The 22,679-nt window shown below is 63.0% G+C and carries 26 protein-coding genes; 10 read left to right on the top strand and 16 right to left on the bottom strand.

Annotated elements, in window-relative coordinates; translation table 11 throughout:
- Nucleotides 1-78: 78 nt before the first annotated feature.
- Nucleotides 79-492 carry a hypothetical protein gene (locus tag LC343_RS18320; RefSeq protein ID WP_223478619.1) on the top strand — a complete coding sequence of 138 codons (414 nt, stop codon included), beginning with the start codon at nucleotides 79-81 and terminating at the stop codon, nucleotides 490-492.
- 365 nt (nucleotides 493-857) lie between these two features.
- On the opposite strand, the gene LC343_RS18315 is transcribed toward LC343_RS18320, so the two are convergent.
- Entirely contained in the window at nucleotides 858-1,493 is a 636-nt protein-coding gene (locus LC343_RS18315) for a sulfotransferase family protein (protein WP_223478618.1), read from the bottom strand.
- A gap of 99 nt (nucleotides 1,494-1,592) precedes the next feature.
- On the opposite strand from LC343_RS18315, the gene LC343_RS18310 reads away from it, so the two are divergent.
- Entirely contained in the window at nucleotides 1,593-2,549 is a 957-nt protein-coding gene (locus LC343_RS18310) for a LysR family transcriptional regulator (RefSeq protein WP_223478617.1), read from the top strand.
- Between the two features lie 525 nt (nucleotides 2,550-3,074).
- On the opposite strand, the gene LC343_RS18305 is transcribed toward LC343_RS18310, so the two are convergent.
- Complete coding sequence (locus tag LC343_RS18305) at nucleotides 3,075-3,464, bottom strand: MAPEG family protein (RefSeq protein ID WP_223478616.1); 390 nt, start codon at nucleotides 3,462-3,464, stop codon at nucleotides 3,075-3,077.
- 111 nt (nucleotides 3,465-3,575) lie between these two features.
- Between LC343_RS18305 and LC343_RS18300 the strand changes: the two genes are divergently transcribed.
- Nucleotides 3,576-4,214: a TetR/AcrR family transcriptional regulator gene (locus LC343_RS18300; RefSeq protein WP_223478615.1), complete on the top strand. Its 639-nt coding sequence runs from the start codon at nucleotides 3,576-3,578 to the stop codon at nucleotides 4,212-4,214.
- Nucleotides 4,215-4,316: 102 nt separating this feature from the next.
- Here LC343_RS18300 and LC343_RS18295 read toward each other — a convergent pair whose 3' ends face one another.
- The 3 genes from LC343_RS18295 to LC343_RS18285 form a co-directional block, all read right to left on the bottom strand.
- Complete coding sequence (locus LC343_RS18295; RefSeq protein WP_223478614.1) at nucleotides 4,317-4,805, bottom strand: GNAT family N-acetyltransferase; 489 nt, start codon at nucleotides 4,803-4,805, stop codon at nucleotides 4,317-4,319.
- A gap of 20 nt (nucleotides 4,806-4,825) precedes the next feature.
- Nucleotides 4,826-6,325, bottom strand: coding sequence for an Asp-tRNA(Asn)/Glu-tRNA(Gln) amidotransferase subunit GatB (gatB, locus tag LC343_RS18290; RefSeq protein ID WP_223478613.1), 1,500 nt, complete (start codon nucleotides 6,323-6,325; stop codon nucleotides 4,826-4,828).
- A 120-nt stretch (nucleotides 6,326-6,445) separates the two neighbouring features.
- Nucleotides 6,446-6,592, bottom strand: coding sequence for a hypothetical protein (locus LC343_RS18285; protein WP_223478612.1), 147 nt, complete (start codon nucleotides 6,590-6,592; stop codon nucleotides 6,446-6,448).
- Between the two features lie 173 nt (nucleotides 6,593-6,765).
- On the opposite strand from LC343_RS18285, the gene LC343_RS18280 reads away from it, so the two are divergent.
- On the top strand, nucleotides 6,766-7,053 hold the full coding sequence (locus LC343_RS18280; protein WP_223478611.1) for a DUF6455 family protein: 288 nt from the start codon (nucleotides 6,766-6,768) through the stop codon (nucleotides 7,051-7,053).
- Between the two features lie 114 nt (nucleotides 7,054-7,167).
- Here LC343_RS18280 and LC343_RS18275 read toward each other — a convergent pair whose 3' ends face one another.
- Nucleotides 7,168-8,802 carry a vWA domain-containing protein gene (locus tag LC343_RS18275; RefSeq protein ID WP_223478610.1) on the bottom strand — a complete coding sequence of 545 codons (1,635 nt, stop codon included), beginning with the start codon at nucleotides 8,800-8,802 and terminating at the stop codon, nucleotides 7,168-7,170.
- A 214-nt stretch (nucleotides 8,803-9,016) separates the two neighbouring features.
- Between LC343_RS18275 and LC343_RS18270 the strand changes: the two genes are divergently transcribed.
- Nucleotides 9,017-9,598, top strand: coding sequence for a hypothetical protein (locus LC343_RS18270; protein WP_223478609.1), 582 nt, complete (start codon nucleotides 9,017-9,019; stop codon nucleotides 9,596-9,598).
- A 9-nt stretch (nucleotides 9,599-9,607) separates the two neighbouring features.
- Here LC343_RS18270 and LC343_RS18265 read toward each other — a convergent pair whose 3' ends face one another.
- Nucleotides 9,608-9,874, bottom strand: a complete 267-nt coding sequence (locus LC343_RS18265) for a hypothetical protein (RefSeq protein ID WP_223478608.1) — start codon at nucleotides 9,872-9,874, stop codon at nucleotides 9,608-9,610.
- A 142-nt stretch (nucleotides 9,875-10,016) separates the two neighbouring features.
- On the opposite strand from LC343_RS18265, the gene LC343_RS18260 reads away from it, so the two are divergent.
- Complete coding sequence (locus LC343_RS18260) at nucleotides 10,017-10,472, top strand: hypothetical protein (RefSeq protein ID WP_223478607.1); 456 nt, start codon at nucleotides 10,017-10,019, stop codon at nucleotides 10,470-10,472.
- Between the two features lie 15 nt (nucleotides 10,473-10,487).
- Here the strand turns inward: LC343_RS18260 and gatA are convergent, their stop codons facing one another.
- From gatA to LC343_RS18235, 5 genes are all read right to left on the bottom strand, one after another.
- On the bottom strand, nucleotides 10,488-11,969 hold the full coding sequence (gene gatA, locus LC343_RS18255) for an Asp-tRNA(Asn)/Glu-tRNA(Gln) amidotransferase subunit GatA (protein WP_223478606.1): 1,482 nt from the start codon (nucleotides 11,967-11,969) through the stop codon (nucleotides 10,488-10,490).
- A complete protein-coding gene (locus LC343_RS18250) occupies nucleotides 11,966-12,436 on the bottom strand; it encodes a GNAT family N-acetyltransferase (RefSeq protein ID WP_223478605.1) in 471 nt (156 codons plus the stop codon). The genes gatA and LC343_RS18250 overlap by 4 nt, the downstream gene beginning before the upstream one ends.
- Before the next feature lie 6 nt (nucleotides 12,437-12,442).
- Complete coding sequence (gene gatC, locus LC343_RS18245) at nucleotides 12,443-12,730, bottom strand: Asp-tRNA(Asn)/Glu-tRNA(Gln) amidotransferase subunit GatC (protein ID WP_223478604.1); 288 nt, start codon at nucleotides 12,728-12,730, stop codon at nucleotides 12,443-12,445.
- A 107-nt stretch (nucleotides 12,731-12,837) separates the two neighbouring features.
- Nucleotides 12,838-13,512 (bottom strand): outer membrane protein, encoded by a 675-nt coding sequence (locus LC343_RS18240; protein ID WP_223478603.1) that lies wholly within the window; start codon nucleotides 13,510-13,512, stop codon nucleotides 12,838-12,840.
- A 150-nt stretch (nucleotides 13,513-13,662) separates the two neighbouring features.
- Nucleotides 13,663-14,370, bottom strand: a complete 708-nt coding sequence (locus LC343_RS18235) for a metal-dependent hydrolase (RefSeq protein WP_223478602.1) — start codon at nucleotides 14,368-14,370, stop codon at nucleotides 13,663-13,665.
- 78 nt (nucleotides 14,371-14,448) lie between these two features.
- On the opposite strand from LC343_RS18235, the gene ruvX reads away from it, so the two are divergent.
- On the top strand, nucleotides 14,449-14,919 hold the full coding sequence (ruvX, locus tag LC343_RS18230) for a Holliday junction resolvase RuvX (protein WP_223478601.1): 471 nt from the start codon (nucleotides 14,449-14,451) through the stop codon (nucleotides 14,917-14,919).
- Here the strand turns inward: ruvX and LC343_RS18225 are convergent.
- Nucleotides 14,901-15,242 carry a DUF6105 family protein gene (locus LC343_RS18225; RefSeq protein WP_223478600.1) on the bottom strand — a complete coding sequence of 114 codons (342 nt, stop codon included), beginning with the start codon at nucleotides 15,240-15,242 and terminating at the stop codon, nucleotides 14,901-14,903. The two genes, ruvX and LC343_RS18225, sit on opposite strands and share 19 nt — an antisense overlap.
- Nucleotides 15,242-15,766 carry a hypothetical protein gene (locus tag LC343_RS18220; protein WP_223478599.1) on the bottom strand — a complete coding sequence of 175 codons (525 nt, stop codon included), beginning with the start codon at nucleotides 15,764-15,766 and terminating at the stop codon, nucleotides 15,242-15,244. Before LC343_RS18220 ends, LC343_RS18225 begins: the two co-directional genes overlap by 1 nt.
- Nucleotides 15,767-15,946: 180 nt before the next feature.
- On the opposite strand from LC343_RS18220, the gene LC343_RS18215 reads away from it, so the two are divergent.
- Complete coding sequence (locus LC343_RS18215) at nucleotides 15,947-16,885, top strand: AEC family transporter (protein WP_223478598.1); 939 nt, start codon at nucleotides 15,947-15,949, stop codon at nucleotides 16,883-16,885.
- Here the strand turns inward: LC343_RS18215 and LC343_RS18210 are convergent.
- Together LC343_RS18210 and LC343_RS18205 are read right to left on the bottom strand one after the other, a co-directional pair.
- On the bottom strand, nucleotides 16,867-18,549 hold the full coding sequence (locus LC343_RS18210; RefSeq protein WP_223478597.1) for an acyl-CoA dehydrogenase family protein: 1,683 nt from the start codon (nucleotides 18,547-18,549) through the stop codon (nucleotides 16,867-16,869). The two genes, LC343_RS18215 and LC343_RS18210, sit on opposite strands and share 19 nt — an antisense overlap.
- 73 nt (nucleotides 18,550-18,622) lie before the next feature.
- Nucleotides 18,623-20,221 carry a putative bifunctional diguanylate cyclase/phosphodiesterase gene (locus LC343_RS18205; protein WP_223478596.1) on the bottom strand — a complete coding sequence of 533 codons (1,599 nt, stop codon included), beginning with the start codon at nucleotides 20,219-20,221 and terminating at the stop codon, nucleotides 18,623-18,625.
- A gap of 169 nt (nucleotides 20,222-20,390) precedes the next feature.
- On the opposite strand from LC343_RS18205, the gene LC343_RS18200 reads away from it, so the two are divergent.
- A complete protein-coding gene (locus tag LC343_RS18200; RefSeq protein WP_223478595.1) occupies nucleotides 20,391-21,347 on the top strand; it encodes an aspartate carbamoyltransferase catalytic subunit in 957 nt (318 codons plus the stop codon).
- The gene (locus LC343_RS18195) at nucleotides 21,347-22,648 is read left to right on the top strand and encodes a dihydroorotase (RefSeq protein WP_223478594.1); all 1,302 of its coding nucleotides are present in this window, start codon (nucleotides 21,347-21,349) and stop codon (nucleotides 22,646-22,648) included. The genes LC343_RS18200 and LC343_RS18195 overlap by 1 nt, the downstream gene beginning before the upstream one ends.
- The last annotated feature ends 31 nt before the right edge of the window (nucleotides 22,649-22,679 follow it).

Genomic DNA, 22,679 nt, shown 5'->3' with positions numbered 1-22,679 from the left:
CCCCTGGACCAGCGCGACAAACGTATGCCCGTTTGGCGCGGCGTGCTAGCCTGCGGCGGTCACGTTCGGGAGAGCTTCATGATCAGGCCCATTCACATCCTCGTCATCGCGGCGCTGGCCGCATTTCCCGCCGCCGCGCAGGACGGGCCCAAGGGCATCGCCTTCGTACAGGCCCCGGAACAGGGAAGCGGCGTGTGCATGGGCGCAACGCCGGAGGAAGGCTTCGCCTGCGCCGTCGCGCAATGCATGGAGACGGGCGCGCGCGACGAGGACTGCATCCGCACCAACTGGTGCCAGCCGGCCGGCTGGAGCGTCGATATCTTCGTCCAGCACCAGGAAGGCCTGCACTGGCACGAGGTGATCTGCGGGCTGCCGAGCGAGCAGATCGCCCAAAACGCCGCCGACGCCACCTGCGATCCGGAGGCACGGGACTACGTGATCGAATGTTCCGTGGTGCAGATATACGACCCGGAGGGAAACGAAACGCGGTAACGCGGGGTTTCATGCGCATCCCTTAAACGACCAGGGACACATGACCGTTTCGGCAAATTCTCGCCGGTCAATCAATCGACCGCCGGCGTTTGCGAAGCGGACAACACTGACCTTTGTCGCACTTCGTCTCGACCATGCTATCGGCAGCTTCGCGCCCGCATTTCGGCCATGAGCGGTCATTTTCAGCCATCCCGGAAGCTGCCATTCGCCTCTGGTTTATCGAAGGTCAATTGCGGGCGGAAAGCGGGCTTTCTTACTGGGAGCCACTGAGGTCGGCTTAACGGACTTCACCGCCGTTCACTTCGGACGCGCGAACGGCGGCTCTCATTCCGGCAACGGATTTAGGTTGCGGGCAACCGGCGGTATCAGGCCAGCTCCGGTTCGCCTCCGAACAGCGCCCAGAATTCGTCGCGGGCGTTGCTGCGCGGGAATTCGCCGGCAGGCACCGGCACGTCGAGGAAGCGGCAGAGCGGCTCCCAACCGTCGGCGGGGGTGAAGACCAGCAGCCGCTCTGACGGGATTGTGGCGCGCACCTTTTCGTTGTTGCTGCGGTAGGCGGAAAGAGAGCTTTCCCGATCGAGTCCGCCGAACACTCCCTCCACCAGCAGCTTGTCCATCGTCTCGAAGACCGCAGCAACCGGCGGCGGCAAGTCCAGGCCCTCGCGATGTTGGAAGAACTTGCCGATCGTCGCGGAATAGCTGGCCCACCATTCCTCTTCCGGGCGTTCCGTGTGGATCACCTTCGCGTCCGGAAAGGCGATGGACAATTCGTGCCAGACGGAGGCGCCCGGAAAATCGACCTGGGCGTCATAGCCGGCGAAGACCTCGGCCCAATCGGGTTCAGCGCCGGCGGCGATCGCGGTCCAATGGGGCGGTTGTGCCGGGTTGCCCATCACCTCGACCATGTGGTGACAGGGGCCGAAACCGAGCTGTTCCAGCGCCATCTTCGTCGACATCGTGCCTGTGCGGCCGTAGCCGGAGCCAATAATTCTCAGTCCCATCGCCTGGGTTCCTTTCACGTTGGTTAGCAGTGGAGTTCTGACGTAGGGTGAGCTTGGCGAAAGACGGGCCGGGCCTCAAACGAAAGGTTTTCAGCGGTCATGAAGGAAATTCAGCTGCACCGCATCGACCTGAATTTGCTGGTCGTCTTCGAAGCGCTCATGCTGGAAGGCAGCGTGGCTTCGGCCGCCGCGAAACTTGGAAAGACGCCCTCGGCCATCAGCCACGCGCTGGCGCGGCTGCGCGATCAGGTCGGCGATCCCCTTCTGGTCAAGGTCGGCGGGCGCATGCAGCCGAGCCCGTTCGCCCTCACGCTGATCGACGACGTGCGACCGATCCTGCGCAGCATTAAGCGCGTTCTCGCCCTGCCGGAACCATTCGTTCCAGCCACGAGCGACCGCGTTTTCCGCGTGGCCTGCCCGATCGTGGGGAAGATGCTGTCGGAAGTCGTGAACAGGCTTCATCAGGCTGCGCCGGCCGCGCGACTGGAATGGCTGTCGGCCCCGCGGCAGGTCTACGAGGCGGTGGCGGAAGGGCTGGTCGACGTCGCGCATCTGGGCGGCGAGACGCGGCTTCCCGATGGCCTCGAGGAGGTCGAGGTTCCGGCTTTCCAGTGGACGAGTTTCGTGCGCGCCGGCCACCCTGCGCTTTCCAACTGGGGGCCCGCGGCCTGGTCGCGCTATCCGCATGTGCAGGTAAACATCGCCAACGAGTCGGCCAGTCCGCTCGACAAGCCCGCCGACCGCGATCCGCCGGACCGCACCATCGGCGCCCTGATCTCGGAATTCTCGAGCCTTGGCCCGCTGCTGGCGAGCAGCGATCTCATCGGCACGTTCCCGCGCGTGCTCATGGCTTGGGACATGCAGACATACGGGCTGCGCCCGCTTGTCCCGCAGATCACTCCGTCGCCGTTTCGAACCCGTTTCTTCTGGTCATCGCGCCTCGCCAACGATCCGGCATCGAAATGGATCAGGGAACTCGTGATCGGCACCTATGTCGAGCTTCACAACGAAGCAGATCGACTGGTGGAGCGTGAGCTTCCCACAATGACGGCCTGATCAGCAGAACCGCATGACAGCCCGTGTGTAACGACGTGCCGAGCCGGCCAAGCACAACGAGCGTCTCGCGAAGCGGACGGTCAAGACCGTAGAGGAAACGACTGAATCGGGCTCGTTGCTGCCATTCGGTGTTATCGACATGAAGGTCGGCTCGCTGACGCCAATACCTCATCCTTACTGCTTCGCCGAGTTGTCCGCAACGAGGCTACCGATACCGTGCACCGATAGCGAGAAATACTTTCTACATAACTGACGAGGCGGCCTTCTCCATGCGTCGGTGGAGACAATCTCCGCTTTAGGACCAGAGGCGGTCATTCGGTCCTCGAATTGCAAATGGCCGCAACGGAGTCGCAAGTCGCCGTCGAGATCAGTCCGCGCTTAGCGGCAGCTATCCCATTCTCGATGCCCGAAGCGGACTGTCCGCAGACGGTCCCCTTCGAGACTTTTGCCCTTTCGCTCCAGACGAAAGCACTTCGACGAATGTCAGCTCAGGTCACCCCGAGCCCGGTCCCCAATGCGGATAGTCTAGACCTGGCTTTGCAGTTGAAACAGAAGCCAGAACCCCATCACCAAGCCCGGCAGCAATGTCACAGACATCGCCACGCCGCGTGTCTTTTTGTCGTAGAGCATGTAGTGCAGGACACGCCCTGCCAGAAAAGTGGCCACTGCCAGCCAGAGCCATGACGACCCTAGGCCGGCGGTCTCGGACGCGCCGAGGACAAGTGCAAAAAGCGGTGCGTTTTCCATAAGATTGCCGTGAATTCGGATGCGTTTGAAAAGCGTCGGGTCGCCGCCGTCGGCACGCAGGATATTCGTCTTGCCGCGATAGAGGCCGATCCAACCGGTGAGCGGCATGAGACAGATCGCGAGAACGCTAATGAAGGTGAATGTAACCGGGAGCAGTGTGGGGGCCATGAGCGGGAGTTCCTTGCCTTGCGCGATGACAACACGATTGGCACGTTTCTAAATATGATAAAGAACATATTTTAGCACGTGGTACCGTGCTGTCGGACACCGGAGGAAAACATGCCGTACAGCGCTGACCATAAAAAGAAAACGCGCGCGAAGATTGTCGAGACAGCCCGCATGTTGTTCAACCGGCACGGCTTCAACGGTGTTTCGATAGACATGGTGATGCAGGCGGCCGGGCTGACGCGCGGCGGGTTCTACAACCACTTCAAGAACAAGGAAGACCTGTTCAGCGAAGCCGTGATGAGCTTCTTGATGGGGCGTGGCGCGGTATGGCGCGAGGACGCCGGCGTGGACGTGACCAATCTGAAACCCGAGATGGCGTTTCAGATGATCGACGCCTATCTGTCGCCCGAGCACCTGAACGATCTGGACGGCCAGTGCCCGATGATCGCTTTGCCGTCCGACATCGCCCGGGGTGGAGCAGACGCACAAAAATCTTTGCAGGTCTTGCTCGAGGCGATGGTCTCTCTGTTTCAGGCGAATATGTCCGGGGAGAAGGACGAGGCAAAGCAATGGGCACAGGCGATCAGCGCCCTTTGCGTTGGAGGAATGGTCCTTTCGCGGGCGCTTCCGGACTCCGACTTGGCCAGGGAGATCCGCTCGGCCGCGGGCCAGTCCGCGAAAGAAATATTGAGGCACGCTTCACTTCACGCCGATCAGAGCGGACAGGCCGGCAAAGCGCAGTCTTGTTGATCTCGGGCTCAAAGCCGTCCTTCGCCGTATCCCGGGCGAACATCCCACCGCGTCTGAACCGCCGAAATCCGGGCCGCTTCGGCCCATTCTGCGATCAACCGCCTACCAGATCACCTTTTCCATGATCACGGCCGGGATGCCGGAGCCCTTGACGCCGCAATCGGGAGTGGTGTCGACCCTCTTGAAGCCTTCGCGTTCATAAAAGGCGATGGCGCGGTCGTTGGCCTCCTCGACTTCGAGGCGGATCTTGCGGACGTCCGGGAAGCAGGCTTCCATCTCGATCAGCAGTTTCTTGCCGACGCCCTGCCCTTGCGCGGACGGGCGCACATAGAGCTGGTGCAGCATGGAGGTTTCGGAGTCGATCTGGCTGACGAAGGCCATGCCGGTGATCTCCGCGCCGTCGTCGCAGACGATGAACTCGGAGCGCGGCTTCGACAGCCGCTGCTTGAGCGCCGGCACGGAATGCCAGGCCTCGGTCAGTTCGGCGACCTTCTCCTTGCCGTAGATGCTGTCATAGGTGGCGTGCCATGTCTCGGACAACATGGCGCTGATGGTCTCGAGATCATCCTGCGATGCTGTCCGTAGCCACATTCTGACAGTCTCCCCCTGACCTAGTCCTCGATGCCGAGCTTGGATTTCACCAGCGCCTGAACGGCCTGCGGATTAGCCTTGCCGCCGGTGGCTTTCATGACCTGTCCGACGAACCAGCCGGCGAGCGTCGGCTTCGCCTTTGCCTGTTCCACCTTGTCAGGATTGGCCGCGATGATCTTGTCGACCTCGGCTTCGATGGCGCCGGTGTCGGTGACCTGCTTCATGCCGCGATCCTCGACGATCTTCGCCGGGTCGCCGCCTTCGTTCCAGACGATCTCGAACAGGTCCTTGGCGATCTTGCCGGAGATGTCGCCGCTCTTGATGAGGTCGATCACGCCGCCGAGCTGTGCGGGCGTCACCGGCGTCTCGTCGATCGACAGGCCGGCCTTGTTCAGCGCGCCGAGCAGATCGTTGATCACCCAGTTCGCCGCCGCCTTGGCATCGCGTCCGTCCGCTACCTTTTCGAAATAGTCCGCGATTGCCTTCTCCGAGACCAGAATGGAGGCATCATAAGCGGAGAGTCCCAGCGAGACAAATCGCGATTTCTTCTCATCGGGAAGCTCCGGCAGATCGCTCGCCAGTTCGGCGACGAAAGCGTCGTCGAATTCGAGCGGCAACAGGTCCGGATCGGGGAAATAGCGGTAGTCATGCGCGTCCTCCTTGGAGCGCATGGCGCGCGTCTCGCCCTTGGCGGCATCGAAGAGACGCGTCTCCTGATCGATCGTGCCGCCATCCTCGAGAATGGCGATCTGGCGGCGCGCCTCGTATTCGATCGCCTGGCCGATGAAGCGGATCGAGTTGACGTTCTTGATCTCGCAGCGCGTGCCGAACTCGCCGCCCGGCTTGCGGACGGAGACATTGACGTCGGCGCGCATCGAGCCCTCGTCCATATTGCCGTCGCACGTCCCGAGATAGCGCACGATCGAGCGCAGCTTGGTCATGTAGGCCTTGGCTTCGTCGGAGGAGCGCAAGTCCGGCTTGGAGACGATCTCCATCAGCGCCACGCCCGAGCGGTTCAGGTCGATATAGGACATGGTCGGATGCTGGTCGTGCATCGACTTGCCGGCATCCTGTTCGAGATGCAGCCGCTCGATACCGATCTCGACATCCTCGAAATTGCCTTGCTTGTCCGGACCGACCGAAATGATGATCTTGCCTTCGCCGACGATCGGATCCTTGAACTGGGAAATCTGGTAGCCCTGCGGTAGGTCCGGGAAGAAGTAGTTCTTGCGATCGAAGATCGAGCGATTGTTGATCTTCGCCTTCAGGCCGAGACCGGTGCGCACCGCCTGCCTGACGCATTCCTCGTTGATCACCGGCAGCATGCCGGGCATCGCCGCGTCGATCAGCGAGACATTGTTGTTCGGCTCCGCGCCGAACTCTGTCGAGGCACCCGAAAACAGCTTCGAATTGGAGATCACCTGGGCATGGACTTCCATGCCGATAATGATCTCCCAATCGCCGGTCGCGCCGGGAATGAAGCGTTTCGGTTCGGGTGTGCGGGTATCGACGAGGGTCATGTGGTGCTTTTCGGTTCGGAATGTTTCCGTTTCGATAGTGCAACGCAATAATGGCTGCAAGCCGCTTTTGCTTGGCGGAGTATCCACCAGGCCCCTTCGGCCAGCCCGTCCGGTCCGCGATTACTCGGCTTCTATGGAGAGCCCCTTCTCGCCGAGTTCTATCTTGATGCCATCGGGCTTCTGCTGTTCCTGATAGTAGAGATAGCCGATAACGGCGACCGCGACCACGAGTGCGGCGACGACGATATAAAGGACATTTCGGTTCATTCCGGCGGTTTCCTGATGGGTTGCGACTCAGATGGCGAGACTATCGGAATTCCGGCCCGGCGTGGAGACGGAACAAAATCTGTCTGCCTTGGCCCATTTGATCAGGATCAATGTCGATGCGGACAAAGGGCGGGAAACTGCCTCCACAAATGATCACTGGAGGGGGAAATCCAATGCTTTCCATGCGCCACTTCTTTGCAGCCCCGGGACGCGGCTCGCTGTTCCATGTCATGGTCGACAAGCTGCGCATGCGCGGCGCGCTGGAATCGCGCCCGAACAGCGACGCTGTGATGAAGCGGGCCCAGGCGCGTTGCGCCGATTGCGGCCGCGAGGATACCTGCCAGTCCTGGATGGCCGAAAACGATCAACCGGACGAAACACCCTATTTCTGCAAGAACCACGACCTCTTCGAGCGTCTCAAGCACGAGATCGAGGCCGAAGAGGCCCTGCAGACCGCGTAACCGGCTCCCGGTTCCGGCACTCCAGCTTGTTCCTCCCTCGCCGGAACCACAAAAGAACCCCCGGAGCACAATCCGGGGGTTTTTTCATGCGTATTTTCGGGCTTGGGCCGCTGCCTAGTCGATCGTGACTTCGCTGCGTTCGGCGGCCGTCACGCTGGCGGTCGCTTCCTTCTTCTCGCCATTTCCGTCGCCCATCGTCGCGACAACCAGATAGTCGCCCGGATTGAGGGTGATCTGGTATTCCTCGCCATAGGTGCCGTCGATCTGGTCGCGATTGCCCTGAAGGTCGGCTTTCGCCTCGAAGACATCGATCCGGTAGGCGCCCGGCGCGGAGGCATACAGGACACCGGCGTCGAGGTTGACGGTGATGTCCGTCATCTCGCCACGCGTCACGGTGACAGGCGCTTCGGCAATCGCCTTGTCGAGACGGGCGCGCACGAGATAGTCTCCGGGAGGCAGCTTGAACTCATTGCCCGGTCCGTAGCCGCCATCGATGTCCTTGCGCTTGCCGTCCAGCGACTTCTTGCCCGACAACACGTCGACCCGCAGACTGCCAGACTCGACCATCGGGCCACCCTCGGAATATTCGGCGTTGATCGCGAGGATACCGATTCCCATCACCACCTCGCGCTCCACGATCTCTCCCGCAGCCAGCGTGAAGCTTTCTTCGGCATTGCTTTCGCCGAGCCGGGTCGTCAGCCGGATTTCGCCGGCGGGAACCACCTTGGTGCCCTCGCCGTAACCGCCATCCCGGACATCGCCGATCTCGAGGTCGTAACGAGCCGCGTTATCCACGTCCGCGCCATCGTCGGGCAGCACGCGGACGGTGACGACACCGGCGTCGAGAACGAGGTCCCGGTCGATCGCCTCGCCTTCCGTCACCTCGACCACCGTCTCGGAGACGACCATGTCCTTCCGGTAGCGCAGCAGGTAGCGGCCCGGTTCGAGCGTCGTGGTGAAGACCGTGTCATACCCGCCCTTAACGGATTTCTCGGCCGGATTGTCGCCCTCCATCGGGAAGTAATCCCAGCGGCCATTGAGATCGTAGTCCGAACCGCCTTCGGCAAGCACCGCCTTCACGGTAACATTGTCTTCGATAGCTGCCGGTTCTGGCTCAGGTTCTGGTTCCGGCGTCGCCGCGACGGTCTGTGTCAGGGCGTCGGACAGCTCGTCCGCGTCCTTCGCCTGCAGGTAGCGGCCGCCGGTGTTTTCGGCGAGGCAGGAGACCTGCTTGCCCTCCTCCTCCGACAGGCCGAAGCCGACGACATGAACGGTGAAATCGACACCGGCCTTTTCGAGCTCGCTCGCCACCGCGCAGGGATCGGCCTCGCAGGTCTCGATCCCGTCGGTGACGAGGATGACGGTCGCCTTGTCCTCGGTGTATCGGAGCGACTGCGCGGCTTGCAGGACCGCGTCGCTGAGCGGCGTCTTGCCCTTCGGATTGAGCCCGTTGGCCGCCTCTGCGATACGCTCGCGCGTGCCGGCGGCAGGCGGAACGATTTCCTCGATATCGGAGCATACGCCCTTTTCGCGGTGGCCATAGGCAATCAGGCCGAGTTCCATGTCACCTGGAATGTCGGGCAGAACGCCAGCGAGTGTTTCGCGGGCGATCTCGATCTTGGTCTTGCCTGCGATCTGGCCCCACATGGAACCGGAAGCGTCCATCACGATGATGGCTCGATCCGCGGCCAGGGCCGGACCCGCGGCCAGAATAGTCAGAAATATGAACAATCGGATCATTATGCGCATTACCCCTTCTCCTTGCTTGCGATTGCGCTGGGAGCTCGACCTGTAGCCGGGTGGTGGTGCGTGACATGTGCAAAAACGCACAGCGATGCGCATGGATACAAAACGCAAGGCAGGGTTGGGCATTCTGTTAATGGCTGCATGCTATGGTTGCGCATGGAGCTGGCGACCGGCGGCGCGATCCAGGGCGCGCACGGTCGAGAAGAAGGAACGCGCCATGTCCGTCAAACTGATCGCCGCCGCAATCGTTTTTGCCGGCGTCGTCGGAGCCGGAGCGAGCTACCTTCAACACAATCCGGATGCCCTCTCCTCAGCCGGATCCGGGATCATGGCGCTTCACGGCGCGGCCTTTGGCGAATCGCCCGACAACACGTCCCGCAGTGCGAATGACGGATACCGCATATGCATGCGCGACTTCTCGCGCGTGATGACGCGCAAAACCCCGCTGAAGCGCCAGGAAGCCTGCCGGTGCTTCGGCGATGCCTATGGCACGTGGACCACGGCTTCACAGGAAATCGCCGTCCCGCTGATCTATCTGCGGCTGTTCGAAAGCTCCGTGCGTGACAGCATCCGCCTCACGAGCCAGACCGCCTATCCGCGCAACGGCAGCCCATCCGGATACGAAAAGAGTGTTCGCCGCGCGCAAGGGCGAGACATCGCCGGACAGCTCGAACGAAATGCCATGAAGTTCTCCAGGGACGGCACCGCGAACCCCCTCACGAGTAGTCCGTTTCAATCGATCCTTATGCAGTTCCGCCTGCGCCTTCTCTTCCAGCGCTGCGACATCGCGGCATTGTAGGAAGCGGCCTTATCCCGCGAGGGCACCCCGGATCGCCGCCCATTCCTCGGCAATCGTGCCCCGGTTCCGCGCGCGGCCGGCGCTGCGATACCAGTAGCCGGCATTCCCGTCATCGCCCTCGATGCGGTGGCACAGCGCGTGAATCCAGTCGAAATCCGCCTCGCCTTCATGCGCCTGGCAAATCTCGTGCGCGCGCTCCCATTCCGGCCCGGTCCGCAAATCGCCGGCTTTCAGGCTGTCGAGGGCTTCGAGCAGCAGTTGGTTGGCTTTGGACATGGAAATCTCCGTTCAATGCTGGCCATTCGAGAATTTGGCGGCGCCAATGTGCCAGAAAACCGTACTTTTCGAAAAGCTCGACCGAAACTGCAAGATTTTCTTCACGCGATTTTGACAAGGATTACTGCCGGAAGGAAATATCTTGCGCTTTTCACTTGTCCTTTTCTCGACAGTCCTCGCTGCGGGCGCGCTTGGCGGCGTCGCTTCGCATCTTAGCGCGACCGGACAACTGGGCACAGTCGAAGCGCTGGTCGCCGATGCGAAAAGCTCGTTGCGTGACACGATGCGCGAGATGGACAGTTCATATTACCGTCGGGGAAAAGCCTACGCGACCTGCGCCGAGGCCTATGGCAACCGGATGGCCGGCATCAAGGCCAACGCGGAAATCACGCTGTCCTGCGAGTGTTTCGACAAGGCGATCGTGAATCTCGGCGGCCACGACCGCGACACCGCCCTGATGGCGCTCGGCCCAAGCAACGACGCCACCGAAGCCACCTCAGGCATCGGCTTCACACTGACCGCTGAAGCCGGACGCCTGCTGCGCCGTTGCGAGATCGAACCCTGGCGCGGAAACACCGCCCTGCGCGGATCGCAGTAAGGCGCGAAACGCAGCCTACCACCACTTCTCCGGCGAAAACTTGCCCGCAGCCTGTTCGAGCACGTGGCCCGTGCGGAACAGCGTTTCCTCGTCGAAGGGCTTGCCGATCAGTTGGAGGCCCAGCGGCAGGCCCTGGTGGTCGAGACCGGCCGGAACGGCGATGCCAGGAAGGCCGGCCATGTTCACCGTCACCGTGAAGATATCGTTCAGATACATCTTGACCGGATCGACCGCCATATCCTGATCGGCGATACCGAAGGCCGCCGAGGGCGTGGCCGGGGTCAGGATCGCATCGACGCCTTTGTCGAAGACCGTCTCGAAGTCCCGCTTGATCAGCGTGCGCACTTTCTGCGCCTTCAGGTAGTAGGCGTCGTAGTAGCCGGCCGACAGCACATAGGTGCCGATCATGATGCGGCGCTTGACCTCGGCGCCGAAGCCTTCGGCGCGGGTCTTCTCGTACATGTCGATGATGTCCTTGCCCGGAACGCGCAGCCCGTAGCGCACGCCGTCATAGCGCGCGAGGTTGGACGAGGCTTCCGCTGGCGCGACGATGTAATAGGCCGGCAGGGCGTATTTGGTATGCGGCAGGGAGATATCGACGATCTCCGCGCCTGCGTCCTTCAGCCATTCGATGCCCTGCTGCCACAGCGCTTCGATCTCTTCGGGCATTCCGTCCATTCGGTACTCGGCGGGAATGCCGATCTTCATGCCCTTCACCGACTGGCCGATCGCCGCTTCGAAATCCGGCACCGGCAGGTCGACGGAGGTCGTGTCCTTGTCGTCCACGGAGGCCATGGATTTCAGCATGATCGCGGCGTCGCGCACGTCGCGCGCGATCGGGCCCGCCTGGTCCAGCGACGAGGCAAAGGCGACGATGCCCCAGCGCGAGCAACGGCCATAGGTCGGCTTGATGCCGACCGTGCCGGTGAACGCCGCCGGCTGGCGGATCGAGCCGCCCGTATCGGAGGCTGTCGCGCCGGCGCACAGATGCGCGGCGACGGCCGAGGCCGAGCCACCCGACGATCCGCCGGGCACGAGGTCCTTGTTGGAGCCTTTCGCGCGCCACGGGTTCTTCACCGGGCCGTAATAGGACGTCTCGTTGGACGACCCCATGGCGAACTCGTCCATGTTCAGCTTGCCGAGCATGACCGCGCCGTCGGCGAACAGATTGGCGGTGACCGTCGATTCGTAACGCGGCTCGAAACCGTCCAGCACGTGGCTGCACGCCTGGGTGTGGACGCCCTCGGTGGCGAACAGGTCCTTGATACCGAGCGGGATGCCCTCCAGCGCGCCGCCCTCGCCTTTGGCGAGCTTCTCGTCGGACGCCTTCGCCATGGCGCGCGCTTTCTCCGGCGTCACCTTCACATAGGCGTTCAGCGCGCCGTTGGCGCCGTCGATGGCGGCCAGATAGGCGTCAGTCAGTTCAGCGGAGGTGACCTCCTTGCCGCGCAGTTTCTCGCGCGCTTCGGCAATGGTGAGGCTGGTCAGGTCGGTCATGCGGTCAGCTTCTTTTCGTAAAAGACGTTGTATTGCGTATCGGGATAGTCGGCGAAGACGCCGCAGCGCGAAAAGCCGCACCGTTCATAGACGGTCCAGGTGTCCGCGAATGGCGGCGTGCCACCGGTTTCGAGCTTCAGTTCGGCCAGTCCACGCTCGCGCGCCTCGGCCTCGATTGCGTCGAGGAGCTTCCGGCCCACGCCGGAGCCGCGCACGGCGGGATCCGTATACATGCGCTTGACCTCGCCGAAGGTCCCGTCATGCACCTTCAGCGCGCCAATTCCGACCGCCTTGCCGCTCTCGTCGCGGGCGACAAACAGCACGGTCTCCGGACCGGCCATCTGCTCGACGGTCATCTGGAACTGGAACTCGCGTGGCGACAGCGGGATGAGATGATCATTGAGCGCGGCGACCAGGCCGCGCACGTCATCCTGCAAAGGCGTCTCGCGGGTGATTGCGATCGCCATGAGCGCCTACTCCACCACCTTGGGCACGAGGAAGAAATTGTCTTCCGAAGCAGGCGCGTTGGCAACGATATCCTCGGCCTTGTCGCCGTCGGTCACCACGTCGATGCGCTTCTTCATCTCCATCGGCGTCACCGAAGTCATCGGCTCGACACCCGAGACATCGACTTCGTTCAGTTGCTCGACGAAGCCGAGGATTGTGTTGAGTTCACCCTCCATCTTCGCCGCTTCCTCTTCGGTAACGGCGATGCGGGCGAGTTTGGCGACGCGCTTGACGGTGGCAAGGTCGACGGACATGGAATTCTCCGGGAGATCATTCGCTTTCGCCCGCTATAGCCTTGCCGTTTGCGCGGCGCAACACGCGCCGCGCCCGTCCCTGTCAGCGCGATGGTCTTCTCGAAGGCCTAGCCGCCGAATTTGACCTTCAGGCCGAATTCGATGCTGTGCGCGCCAAAATCGCTGAGGCCGACGGGCTCGTCGCCGTCGTCGAAGTAGTTGGTCGAACCGACATGCTGGTAGCGATAACGCGCACCCACCGAGACGTTGTCGCTGATCGCATAGTCGATACCGGCGAAGACCTGTCCGGCGAGCGCCCAGTCACTGTCGTCGAGCCCGGACATGAAATCGACATTGAGCGTGACGAGCGCGCCACCGATACCGGCGCCGACATAGGGCCGCCACTTGCCGTAATCCTCGCCGACGATCGCGTTGCCCATCAGGGTCAGAAGCGTGCCGTAGCCCGGCGCCGGCTGGGTTGCATTCACCGGGGGGCCGACATCGATCGAGTTGACGTTCGCGCGCGCAAAGGACGTTTCGAATTCCACAGCGAAATTGCGGGTTAAGTCGTACCCGATCGCGCCGCCGATGCGGTAGCCATTATCGACATTGATACCGCCGAGCACCGTGTCCGGACCGACTTCGAACGTGGCGGTCGGCTCCTGCGGCAGGTACCAGCCGCCGTGGAGGCTCGCATAGAGCCCATAGGACGGATAGCCGATTTCATCCGCTGCGGTCGCCAGGCCGGCCGAAGAAAACAGCAGGCCGACTGTCGCTGCTGTACAGGTGAGGTACTTCTTCATTGAGCGATTCCCTTCGCGCTGCTCCGCACGTGAAGCGGAGAATCAAAATACCCATCCCGCCTCGAAGCCTACGCGCTTTGCGAACACCCGTAATTTCCCAAATGTTACAGTCGGTGAGGATCACCCGCGCCGACAGTTCGCCGCCCCCGTTCAAACTTCGAACGGCTTACCGATTTCCGGCGCCACAACCGTATCGGCATCGCCTTCCATCGCTTCCGTAAAAGTCGCCGCATCCTGGTCGATGATCGGGAATGTGCCGTAGTGGCACGGGATCACTTTCGCGAAGGAGAAGTATCGCCGGCACGCCAGCGCCGCCACTGCCCCGCCCATGGTGAACCGGTCGCCGATCGGCACGATGCCGATCTCGGGCTTGTGCAACTCGTTGATCAGCGCCATGTCGCCGAAAATGTCGGTGTCGCCCATGTGATAGAGCGTCGGTTGATCGGGAAAATGCAGCACAAGGCCGCCGGGATTGCCGAGATAGACGTTTCCGCCGCCGCCTGTCTGGCTCGATGAAGAGTGGTCGGCACGCACGAATGTCGTGGTGAAGCCGCCGCAATCGACGGTGCCGCCGAAATTGCCCGGATTGATCCGGCTGTCGTCAACGCCCTGGCCGACGAGATACATGCAGACCTCGAAATTGGCGACGAGTTGCGCCCCGGTTTTCTTGAGGATGTCGGCCGCGTCGCCGATGTGGTCGTCATGGCCGTGCGTCAGCAGCACATGGGTTACGCCGTCGGCGACGTCTTCCCAGCCGCCCGACCATGACGGATTGCCGGACAGGAACGGATCGATGAGGATCTGCGCGTCGCCTGTTTCGACGCGAAATGCCGAATGGCCGTACCAGGTGAGTTTCATTGCCATATCTCCTCGCATTGGTTTTCGCTTCCCTGTAGAAGCCTCGACCAAGAATTACACGGTCAAAACCGGTCGGCCATGCCAGAAATCGCAATTGAGGACATTCCCGCGTCGCTGAAGCCCGGACAGGTTGTCGCGGGCCTCGATCTGGGCACGAAGACGATCGGTATCGCGGTCAGCGATCGCGGCCTGTCGCTCGCGACTCCCCGCCCGGTGATCCGGCGCAAGAAGTTCACCGCCGACGCGACGGCGCTGCTGGCCTTGCTCGAAAAGGACAATGCGGGCGCGATCGTGCTCGGCCTGCCGCTCAATATGGACGGAACCGAAGGGCCGCGCGCGCAGGCGACCCGCGCCTTTGCCCGCAACCTGGCGCGGCTGACGGACATGCCCGTCGCCTATTGGGACGAAAGACTGTCGACGGTGGCGGCGGAACGTTCGTTGATCGAGCAGGATGTCTCGCGCGGCAAGCGCGCCGACCGGATCGATTCGGCCGCAGCCGCCTTCATCCTGCAGGGCGCGCTCGACAGGCTCTATTCGGCGGGAAGCTGAACCGGCGCGGCTTCGTGCGGCGCTTCACCGGTCTTCGGCTCCTGACCGGCCTTGCGGCTTGTCCACCAGTTCCGAATCGCCCGGCGCTTGCGATACGCGACAATCCCGAAGATCAGCACCGTATCGAAAATGCAGGCCTTGAAGAACAGCCACGGGATCGTGGCGGGATCGATGTGGAGAAGCGTTCCGTAAATCCTGAAGACCAGATCGTGCAACTCGCGGCTGAACATCGTCAGGCCGAAATTCATGTCGTAGTAGGAAAGGCCGAACCAGCCCCAGAACAGCGACAACGGCACCAGCCAGAGCCAAAAGAGATAACGCATCAGCGCGGCTCCCGGTCGTTCGCCGGCGTTCCGACAAGCGCGAGGCCTGCATGGCCCGGTGCAAATTGCCGGATGGCGGCGACCGGCTTCGGCTCGGTGGCCTCGTCACTAGACACCGAGCGCAATACCTCGGCGGCGATCTCCACGCCGCCGGCCGCCAGCATCGACGCGAGTGTCGCGATCTGAATGGCGAACAGCATCGTCAGGGCCTGCGGCGCTTCGGCGAAGATCGACGTGATCGTCAGCACGGCCGTTACGGTCAGGACCCAGGCGAAAGCGCCAACCAGTGAAACGGTGCGTTCGCGGCGCTCCTCCTCGGCGGCGGAAACCGCGATCATCAGCGCCCAAAGCACGGCGGTCAGCGTGACGACGACCACGCCGGTCAGAAGCGCCCGTGCAAACCCAAAAGACAAGGAAAATGCCGGTGAACCGGTCAGCAAGAGCTGTATTTCGGCCAGCAGGCCGTGCTCCGCGCCACCGACGCCGCGCACCGTCACGCTCACCAGGAACGTAATCCAGCTCAAGAGAATACTGCCAACAAGGATTCGCCGCATACCGCCACCGTTCGATCGCCCCGACTATCGGCTGCGCGCCTTCGACCCGCAATGTAAACCCTTTGTTAAGGTTAACGGCTTTCCACAGCCCTTGCCCGCGACCGCCGGGATGGGGCAAGAGAGGGGTTCCACCGTCCGGACTCCTCCCGAATGATCCCCGTTTTCACCGCCATTCTGCCGATTTTCCTGCTGATTCTGTTCGGACAGGCGTTGCGGCGACTGACCCTGTTCACGCCCGACTTCTGGCGCGGACTGGACATGATGGGCTTCTACGTCCTCTACCCGACGCTCCTTTTCGTGACGATTCTGCGCGCGGATTTCTCGACGCTCAGCCTCGATTCGATCGCCATCGCACTCGGCGTGGCAAGCTCGTCGATCGCGATCGGCACGCTCGCCCTCTGGCCCCTGCTTCGCGACCGGATGTCCATGAGCGGCGCATCCTTTTCCAGCGTCTTCCAGTCGGTGATGCGCTGGAACGGTTTTCTGGCCTTCGCGGTGGCGGAAAAGATGTTCCCCGCCGAAGGCGCGGCCATGGTCGCACTGGTCATGGCGGTGATGATCATCCCCATCAATGTCGGATCGGTGGCCGTCATCGCCTGGTTCACGAATCGTGATGCGAACCTTCTCGGGGTCCTGCGCAGAATTGCGGTCAATCCGCTCATTCTCGCCGCGGGCGCCGCGATCGTCATGCGCGCCCTGCCCTTCTCGCTTCCGGAAACGGCGCTCGAGATGCTTGATCTTCTCGCCCGGGCGGCGCTCGGCATGGGGCTGCTCGCCATCGGCGCCGGCCTGCATCCGCGCGACGCGCTACGGCCGAACGCGACCGTCTGGCTGGCGATCACGCTGAAGCTCCTGCTCTATCCGGCCATCGTGATCGCGGTAGCCTTCGCGCTCGGCCTCGACGAGACGCAGATCTCATATCTCGCGCTGTGCGCAGCGGTCCCGACGGCGATGAACGGCTACGTGATTGCCCGGCAGATGGGCGGCGACGCACAACTCTATGCCGCCATCGTCACTGTCCAGACGGCGGTCTCGTTCGTCACGATCCCGCTCGTCCTCGCGGTTACGGCTCAATTGTCCGGCGGATAGAGCGCTTCAAGCAGGTTGGCGGCATCGAAACGGCTGTCGAGCATGCCGTAGCTGGACCGCCATTGGCCTGCCAGTCGTGTTTCGCAGAACGCGTCCGCCAGCCGTCCCGCGCCAATTCGGTAGAGTTCGGCGGCGGCAGCCGCGAGCGCAAGCTGCTCGACCACGATACGGATCGATCCCTCGTCTGTGCGCGCCAGATCGAGCGCGGCATTCAGCACGTCGAGCGTGCCGGCCGCGCGGCGGCCGAGATGGCGGGCCATGTCGTCGAGAATCGCATCATAGACTTCCGGCGTCTGGCGCAATACGCGCAACAGGTCGAGCGCCATGACGTTGCCGGATCCCTCCCAGATCGAGTTGACCGGGGCCTCGCGATAGTGGCGCGCGAGCGGGAAATCCTCCGTGTAGCCATTGCCGCCCATGCACTCCATCGCCTCGCCGATCATCGCCGGCGCGACCTTGCAGACCCAGTATTTCACGACCGGCGTCATGGCGCGGGCATAGGCCGCCTCGAACGCGTCGGTGCGCGCATGGTCGAACGCATGGGCAAGCCGCATCGACAATGCGGTGGCCGCGGCCGTATCGATCGCCATGTCGGCGAGAACGCGGACCATCAGCGGCTTGTCCGAGAGAACGTCTCCGGTCACGTGGCGATGGCGTGCGTGGTGGACGGCCTCGGAAAGCGAGGCCCGCATGAGACCGGCGGACGCGACGGCACAATCGAGCCTCGTCAGCGTCACCATTTCGAGGATCGTGCGAACGCCCTCGCCCTCCTCGCCAACGAGATTCGCAAGAGCGGCCTCGAATTCCACCTCTGACGACGCGTTGGAGCGGTTTCCGAGCTTGTCCTTGAGGCGCATGAATCGGATCGCGTTCGCCTCGCCATTCGGGAGGATGCGCGGCAGCAGGAAACAGCTCAGGCCGCGCGGCGCCTGCGCGAGGACGAGGAAGCCGTCGCTCGCCGGCGCCGACATGAACCATTTGTGCCCGGTCAGACGGTAAAGCCCCTTGCCCTCCGGGATCGCCTCGGTCGTATTGGCGCGAACATCGGTGCCGCCCTGTTTCTCGGTCATGCCCATGCCGATGGTCAGTCCGGCCTTCTGGGCGGGTGGCTTGTTCGACGAATCGTATTTGCGCGACGCGATTCCCGGCGCCCATCCGCGTGCGAGGTCCGGCGTCGCCATCAGCGCCGCGACGGACGCGCTGGACATTGTGATCGGACACAGATGCCCCGTTTCCAGTCCCGAGACCATGTAGAAGGAGACCGCGCGGGCGACGTGGCCGGGCGGCGCGCCCTGGGCCTTCGCCTCCCAGACCGAACCGGTCAGGCCCCAGCCCGCCGAACGGCGCATCAGCGCGTGGTAGGACGGGTGAAACTCGACCCGGTCGATGCGGTGGCCATAACGGTCATGCGTTTTCAGCCGCGGCGTTTCGGTGTTCGCCAGCCGGGCGAGATCCTGCGCTTCGGCGGAGCGCACATAGGCCCCGATCTGCTGCCATTCGCGCAATTGCGCCTCCGGATATCCGGAAGCGGTCTGCAACAGCAGCGGATCGTCGCGAAACGCGTTGCCGGCGAGCAGCGGGGTCTGGTTGATGACGGAATGTGTCGCGGTCACGGAATAGTCCTGGTTCGGCTGTGCGTCGATCCATCGTAACAGGAAAGACATGATGTGCTGAGTCAAGCGACCTTGTATCGCAGACGGGTTTCCGAAATGCGATGCCAGGCCAATGGCGAAGAGGTCAGGTTTTCGAACCGGATACGGTCTCGACCGCGACCGGCTCGCCCGCCGCGATCTTGCCCGCATTTCGCTCGAAGAAATTCAGTGCGGAGAGAACCGGCATCGGCTCGGAATAGTGGAAACCCTGGGCAAGCGCGCAGCCCCGCTCTGCGAGCCACGACGCGTCCTCCGTCGAATCAACGCCTTCCGCGGTGGTTTCGAGCCCAAGGCTCAGCCCCAGCTGTATGACCGAATTGACGATCTTCTCGTTGCGCCCGCCGAGGCTGCACCCCGCGATGAAGCTGGAATCGATCTTCAGCTTGTCGATATCGAGTTGGCTCAGCAGCGAAAGGCTTGAATACCCCTTGCCGAAATCATCGAGCGCAACGGAAATTCCGTTCGCGCGCAGCTCGTTGATGATCGACTTCGCCCGCTCGGCGTCATCGATGAAGACGGTTTCGGTAATCTCGACTTCAAGCGAACCGCTGCGCATGCCGGTTTGCTCGAGGATCTCGACGATCCGCTCGACGAGCCGCGGCTCGCGGAACTGCAGCGGCGAGATATTGAATGAATAGCTGAGCGGCGGCACCCAGCCCGCAACAGCTTCGCAGGCTTGCCGAAGGACGCAGTCCGAAAGCGTGACGATCTGGCCCGAATCCTCGGCGAGCGGAATGAACTCTTCCGGCAGCAGGACGCCCCGTGTCGGGTGGTTCCAGCGCGACAGGATTTCAAATCCCTTCATCGCGCCTGACTTGAGATCGAAGACCGGCTGGAGGTAGGGCACGATCTGGCCTTCGGCGATCGCGCCGGCCAGTTCGCGCTCCAGTTCGTAACGCTTTCGATGCTTTTCACCGAGGGAGGGTTCGAAATAGGCGAAGCTGTCGCGGCCCGCCGATTTCGCGGCATACATCGCGATATCGGCACGCGTATGAAGCTGGTGCACTTCGTTGCCGTCGGACGGATAAATCGCGATCCCGATGCTGGCCGTGACAGAAAACGACCGGCTGTCGATCTCCATCGGTTCGCCGATCCGACCGGTAATCCGCCGCGCGATACGCTCGACCCGGTGCGGATCGTCGTCGATTTCGAGGAACACCGCGAATTCGTCTCCACCCATACGGCTCGCCAGCGCGCCGGCCGGCAACTCCGCCGTGATTCGGTCGGCGACGATCTGCAGGACATGATCTCCGGCGGCGTGGCCGTAGATGTCGTTGATTGGCTTGAAGCGGTCGAGATCGATAGCGAACATCGCGACCTTCCCGCCGGATTTCACCGCCTCGGAGACCATCGCCTTGGCCCTTTCACCGAAAAAGCGGCGGTTCGGGAGGCCGGTCAACGCATCATGGCGCGCCAGCGCGTTCGCTTCCGCCTCCAGCCGCTTGCGTCGGTTGATCTGAGCCCGCAACTGGCCCGAGCGAACGATCAGCGCGGCGATCAGTCCGAAGATCGATGCGAGTGCAAGCGGGATGAGTTCATCGAGCTCCCAGTCCTCGTGCTGTCGCGTGAATTCATGCAGAGCTTCGAACGCGTCGAGATCGTAGAACACCGCGCCCAGCACGACGGTGGCGAGCAGGATTGCGAGATAGGGCCACCAATAGGCCCGTGTGTCGGCGTCGTTCATTCGATTTCCGCGCATCAGTCGTGAACGGATCAGAATGCGGGAAACGGATTAAGCCAAGCCTAATGAATATCGTCGCATGCGGCGAAAGTGGCCTGACATTGTGGACTATCGGCACAGGCCGGAAATGGCGGCTTGCGGGCGGGGCGGAATGCCCCTAGAGCAGGGGCAAATGAGCGCAGAACCCGCCTTTCCTATCTTTCCCCATCGCCATCTGCTTGGCATTGCGGGCCTTTCCTATCCCGATATCGAAACTCTGCTCGACCGCGCCGACACGGATGTCGATGTCTCGCGCCAGCGCGAGAAGAAGAAATCCGTCCTGCGCGGGCGCACGCAGATCAACCTGTTCTTCGAGGCATCGACGCGGACCCAGGCCTCGTTCGAACTGGCCGGCAAGCGGCTCGGCGCGGACGTGATGAACATGTCGGTCGCGTCGTCTTCCGTGAAGAAGGGCGAGACGCTGATCGACACGGCGATGACGCTCAACGCGATGCGGCCCGATATCCTGATCATCCGCCACGCGGCGGCCGGCGCGGCGGCGCTTCTGGCGCGCAAGGTCGGCTGTTCGGTGATCAATGCCGGCGATGGAGCGCATGAGCATCCGACGCAGGCCCTGCTCGACGCGTTGACGATCCGTCGCGCCAAGGGAAGCATCGGCGGGCTGACCGTGGCGATCTGCGGCGACATCCTGCATTCGCGCGTGGCGCGCTCCAACATCATCCTCCTGAACACGATGGGCGCTCGCGTGCGCGTCGTCGGCCCGTCGACACTGATGCCGGCGGCGATCGAGCAGATGGGCGCCGAGGTCTTCACCTCTATGAAGGACGGGCTGAAGGATGCAGACGTCGTCATGATGCTCAGGCTGCAGCGAGAGCGCATGGCGCAGGCGCTCGTGCCGTCGGTGCGCGAATATTTCCGCCACTACGGCCTCGACGCCGCCAAGCTGGCGCTGGCGAAGCCAGATGCGCTGGTGATGCATCCCGGCCCGATGAACCGTGGCGTGGAAATCGCCTCCGAAATCGCCGACGGCCCGCAAAGCGTCATCGAGGAACAGGTCGAGATGGGCGTCGCCGTGCGCATGGCGATCATCGAGGCACTGCTCGACGCGCGCAAGAACGAGGCCGACTGATGCAGAGCCCCTATTCAGGCACCGCCGTCTACCGCAATGCGCGCATCGTCGACCCGTCGCGCGGCGTGGACGAGATCGGCACACTCTTCGTCGTCGATGGCAAGATCGCCGCGGCCGGCGCCCGCGCGCTCAACCAGGGCGCGCCCGAAGGCGCCGATGTGCGCGACTGCACCGGGCTGACCATCGTCCCCGGCCTCGTCGACACCCGCGTCTTCATCGGCGAACCGGGCGGCGAACACCGCGAGACCATCGCCTCGGCGAGTGCTGCGGCCGCGGCGGGCGGCGTGACGTCGCTGGTCATGATGCCGGATACCGATCCGGTGATAGACGACGTGGCGCTGGTGGAGTTCGTCCTGCGCACCGCCCGCGAGACCGCCAAGACGCGGATATTCCCGGCTGCGGCGATCACCAAGGGCCTCAAGGGCTCCGAGATGACCGAGATCGGAATCCTGCTCGATGCCGGCGCGGTGATGTTCACCGACGGCCGCCAGACCATCGCCAACGCCGCCGTGATGCGCAACGCCATGCGCTACGCGAGGGATTTCGGCGCGGTGATCGCGCATGAGACGCAGGACGCCAACCTGTCCGACGGCGGCGTGATGAACGAGGGGCTGTTTGCCAGCTGGCTCGGCTTTTCCGGCATCCCGCGCGAGGCTGAACTCCTGCCGCTCGAACGCGATCTGCGCCTCGCGGCCCTGACCGGCGCGAATTACCACGCGGCGAAGATTTCCACCGCCATGTCGGCCGACGTGATCCGCGCCGCCCGCGACAGGGGCCTGGCCGTCTCCGCCGGCGTTTCCATCAATCACCTGTCGCTCAACGAGACCGATATCGGCGAGTACCGCACCTTCTTCAAGCTGTCGCCGCCGCTGCGCCACGAGGACGACCGGCGGGCGATGGTCGAGGCGCTGAAGGACGGCACGATCGATGTCATCGTCTCCTCGCACGACCCCCAGGACGTCGATACCAAGCGCCTGCCCTTCTCGGAATCGGCAGACGGCGCTGTCGGGGTCGAGACGATGCTGTCGGCCGGGCTGCGGCTCGTCCACAATGGCGACGTCTCCCTGTCGCGCCTGATCGAGGCGATGTCGACCGCGCCTGCGAAACTGATCGGCATCGAAGCCGGCACGCTGGCGCCCGGCGCAGCGGCCGATTTCGCGATTGTCGATCTCGACATGCCCTGGGTGCTCGACGCCGAAGCGCTGCATTCCCGCTCCAAGAACACCGCCTTCGACGGCGCCCGCTTCTCGGGCCGCGTCACCGAGACGGTGGTTGCGGGAAACCGCGTTTACAGCGCATAAAGCATCATCGACACGGGTTTCGGGAGGGACG

This window comes from Oricola indica (genome assembly GCF_019966595.1).
In the GTDB taxonomy this organism is placed as follows: Bacteria; Pseudomonadota; Alphaproteobacteria; order Rhizobiales; family Rhizobiaceae; genus Oricola; species Oricola indica.
Note: the sequence above shows the minus strand (reverse complement) of the source record. Positions and strands in the feature narration are given on the sequence as shown.

Coding starts and splice junctions, on each gene's coding strand:
- LC343_RS18250 (WP_223478605.1), bottom strand. CDS start 12,436: ATGGCGATCGCAATCACCCGCGAGACGCCTTTGCAGGATGACGTGCGC.
- LC343_RS18300 (WP_223478615.1), top strand. CDS start 3,576: ATGCCGTACAGCGCTGACCATAAAAAGAAAACGCGCGCGAAGATTGTC.
- gatB (WP_223478613.1), bottom strand. CDS start 6,325: ATGACCCTCGTCGATACCCGCACACCCGAACCGAAACGCTTCATTCCC.
- LC343_RS18200 (WP_223478595.1), top strand. CDS start 20,391: ATGAGCGCAGAACCCGCCTTTCCTATCTTTCCCCATCGCCATCTGCTT.
- LC343_RS18320 (WP_223478619.1), top strand. CDS start 79: ATGATCAGGCCCATTCACATCCTCGTCATCGCGGCGCTGGCCGCATTT.
- ruvX (WP_223478601.1), top strand. CDS start 14,449: ATGCCAGAAATCGCAATTGAGGACATTCCCGCGTCGCTGAAGCCCGGA.
- LC343_RS18310 (WP_223478617.1), top strand. CDS start 1,593: ATGAAGGAAATTCAGCTGCACCGCATCGACCTGAATTTGCTGGTCGTC.
- LC343_RS18240 (WP_223478603.1), bottom strand. CDS start 13,512: ATGAAGAAGTACCTCACCTGTACAGCAGCGACAGTCGGCCTGCTGTTT.
- LC343_RS18235 (WP_223478602.1), bottom strand. CDS start 14,370: ATGAAACTCACCTGGTACGGCCATTCGGCATTTCGCGTCGAAACAGGC.
- LC343_RS18295 (WP_223478614.1), bottom strand. CDS start 4,805: ATGTGGCTACGGACAGCATCGCAGGATGATCTCGAGACCATCAGCGCC.
- LC343_RS18280 (WP_223478611.1), top strand. CDS start 6,766: ATGCTTTCCATGCGCCACTTCTTTGCAGCCCCGGGACGCGGCTCGCTG.
- LC343_RS18315 (WP_223478618.1), bottom strand. CDS start 1,493: ATGGGACTGAGAATTATTGGCTCCGGCTACGGCCGCACAGGCACGATG.
- LC343_RS18195 (WP_223478594.1), top strand. CDS start 21,347: ATGCAGAGCCCCTATTCAGGCACCGCCGTCTACCGCAATGCGCGCATC.
- LC343_RS18210 (WP_223478597.1), bottom strand. CDS start 18,549: ATGTCTTTCCTGTTACGATGGATCGACGCACAGCCGAACCAGGACTAT.
- gatA (WP_223478606.1), bottom strand. CDS start 11,969: ATGACCGACCTGACCAGCCTCACCATTGCCGAAGCGCGCGAGAAACTG.
- LC343_RS18275 (WP_223478610.1), bottom strand. CDS start 8,802: ATGCGCATAATGATCCGATTGTTCATATTTCTGACTATTCTGGCCGCG.
- LC343_RS18205 (WP_223478596.1), bottom strand. CDS start 20,221: ATGAACGACGCCGACACACGGGCCTATTGGTGGCCCTATCTCGCAATC.
- LC343_RS18225 (WP_223478600.1), bottom strand. CDS start 15,242: ATGCGTTATCTCTTTTGGCTCTGGCTGGTGCCGTTGTCGCTGTTCTGG.
- gatC (WP_223478604.1), bottom strand. CDS start 12,730: ATGTCCGTCGACCTTGCCACCGTCAAGCGCGTCGCCAAACTCGCCCGC.
- LC343_RS18270 (WP_223478609.1), top strand. CDS start 9,017: ATGTCCGTCAAACTGATCGCCGCCGCAATCGTTTTTGCCGGCGTCGTC.
- LC343_RS18305 (WP_223478616.1), bottom strand. CDS start 3,464: ATGGCCCCCACACTGCTCCCGGTTACATTCACCTTCATTAGCGTTCTC.
- LC343_RS18285 (WP_223478612.1), bottom strand. CDS start 6,592: ATGAACCGAAATGTCCTTTATATCGTCGTCGCCGCACTCGTGGTCGCG.
- LC343_RS18265 (WP_223478608.1), bottom strand. CDS start 9,874: ATGTCCAAAGCCAACCAACTGCTGCTCGAAGCCCTCGACAGCCTGAAA.
- LC343_RS18215 (WP_223478598.1), top strand. CDS start 15,947: ATGATCCCCGTTTTCACCGCCATTCTGCCGATTTTCCTGCTGATTCTG.